We start from the raw sequence: 2,360 nt of genomic DNA on the forward strand, positions 1-2,360 counted from the left end.
GTTTATATGATTAGACTAAAGTCTAATGCTCGCGGTGATTTGAGCTAAACTGAACAATAATCAAATAGTCTTGCTTCATGTCATCTTATGATAAAAGATGCGATTAATAGAGTGTTTGCTAGATGTAAAAGGATGGCACCGTTAACTTAATTCAACTGGTTAGCTAACCCTATCAAAGTCTTGAAAGGCATTAGTTGAATTAGGTTCGCTGAAGCAAGGGTTTAGGGATCATACAGTCTGATTGAAAGAGGCGTGGTATGTTTGTCGATTTTTTAGTGAGGTTAACCATAGGTACATTAGCCGTTCTTGGCTTTCAACTGAGTGCATTGTATTTTTTACCTATGGTTGTGCTACTCAATACTCATCACAAAGAGTTTTTTGGGTGGTAGTTCAGTCGTAATACTGGAAATAAAAAACGGAGCTATTAGGCTCAGTTTTTATGTGGTTAGAATCTATCTTGACATTATGCGGCTTCGATAACTTCTTCAATTCGCTTCATTGAACTTAACAGGTGTTGATCCAATAGTTCTGTCGCTTGATCGACATTTTTAGCAAGTACCAGCTTCATGATCATTTCATGCTCATCAATATTGAACAGATCATCAGATGCGCTTTTCGCTGACATCGCTAGGAAGCGGTAGCGTTTTACTTGATTGATAAGATCATCAAAGAACTTAAACATGTTCTCTGAGTCTGCGCCTTCAAGTAACGCTGCATGGAACTGCTGGTGACGTTCTTCCCACTCAACACAATCAAACTCTTCTGAGACATATTGTATGCGTGATAGCTTGTGGTAGGAGGTTAATACTTCCAGTTCCCAGCTTTCATCGCCTGCTGAAATTGCCTTTTTAAGCAGAACAGAAGAGACAACACGAAGGCTTTCATATAGGTCATTGAGTTCTTTTTTTGATACCGGTGATACCCAGCAGCCTTTTTGTGGCTCTAGCTTTACGTATTTACTCCAAGATAGCTGCACTAAGGCTTCGCGAATTGGAGATGCGCCGACGTTGTATCGTGCTTTGAGATCAGCTACAACGAGTTTTTTACCTGGGGTTAATTCACCATTGAGAATATCTTGGCGAATCATCTTTGATACTTTGTCAGTAAGCGTAGGACTAGACATTACAAACCTCATGTATATTTGATTTCTAGTCTGCTAATCCGTTTCTTAGGAAGAGTTTATTGGAGTTTAACAGTACGTAGTTCTAATGTGATTGATAATACAGCGTACTGAAAAGTTAGGCAAGATTTTGTTTCATAAAAAAAGAGGGCCGAAGCCCTCTTTTATATTTTATGCGAATCGGTTCATTCTTATAGAACGTGAACAGATGCTGTGTTTGTAGTACCAGAAGCGACTAGAGCACCAGAAACCATAACTACGATGTCGCCTTTGTTACCTAGGCCAGATTGTAGAGCGATTTCTTTACCGTTGATGTAGAACGCGTCTGTGTTCTCGATAGAGTCAACAAGAACTGGCTTAACACCTTTAGTAAGAACTAGCTGTGCAGCTGTCTTTTCGTTAGTTGTTAGAGCAAGGATGTTTGCAGTTGGGAAGTACTTACGTACTGAACGTGCAGACTTACCGCCTTCAGTTGCAACAACGATTAGAGGAGCAGCTAGCTTCTCTGCTGTGTCTACAGCGCCTTTACATACTGCTTCAGTGATGCGTAGACGTGGGCTGTCTAGACGAGAACCTAGCTCAGCTTTAAGAGCTGAATCAGTACGGTTCGCGATTTGAGCCATGATAGTAACAGCTTCAACTGGGTACTTACCTTTAGCAGTTTCACCAGAAAGCATTACTGCATCAGTACCATCCATGATTGCGTTCGCAACGTCACCCGCTTCTGCACGAGTTGGACGTGGGTTGCTGATCATCGAGTCAAGCATTTGAGTTGCAGTGATAACCATCTTACGTGCGCGGTTACACTTCTCGATCATCATCTTCTGAGCGAAGATTACTTCTTCAGCTGGGATTTCAACACCTAGGTCACCACGAGCAACCATGATGCCGTCAGAAGCTTCAAGGATTGAATCGAAGTTATCTACACCTTCTTGGTTTTCAATCTTAGAAATGATGTGGATGTTCTCGCCGCCATTAGCGTTTAGAAGCTCACGGATTTCTTTAACGTCGTCTTCTTTACGAATGAAAGAAGCAGCTACGAAATCAACGCCTTGCTCACAACCAAACTTAAGGTCAGCTTTGTCTTTCTCAGAAAGAGCTGGAAGTTGAACAGAAACGCCAGGAAGGTTAACACCTTTGTTTTCGCCTAGAGCACCGTTGTTAAGAACTTTACACTTAACTTCAGTTTCTGTTGTTGCGATAACTTCCATTTCGATTAGGCCATCATCAACAAGGATAG

Annotated in this window: 2 protein-coding genes; both read right to left on the reverse strand. The window is 41.5% G+C overall.

Annotated elements, in window-relative coordinates:
- Window positions 1–463 precede the first annotated feature (463 nt).
- Window positions 464–1,135 (reverse strand): GntR family transcriptional regulator, encoded by a 672-nt coding sequence (locus AB4496_RS23620; protein ID WP_012603177.1) that lies wholly within the window; start codon window positions 1,133–1,135, stop codon window positions 464–466.
- Window positions 1,136–1,311: 176 nt separating this feature from the next.
- On the reverse strand, window positions 1,312–2,360 hold a 1,049-nt coding region (gene pyk / locus AB4496_RS23625; protein ID WP_372132198.1), incomplete at its 5' end, for a pyruvate kinase.

Source organism: Vibrio sp. 10N.222.46.A1 (assembly GCF_041473595.1).
Lineage (GTDB): Bacteria > Pseudomonadota > Gammaproteobacteria > Enterobacterales > Vibrionaceae > Vibrio > Vibrio tasmaniensis_A.

What these genes read in the sequence shown, in the direction of transcription:
- AB4496_RS23620 (WP_012603177.1), bottom strand. Translation starts at nt 1,135, where the DNA reads ATGAGGTTTGTAATGTCTAGTCCTACGCTTACTGACAAAGTATCAAAG.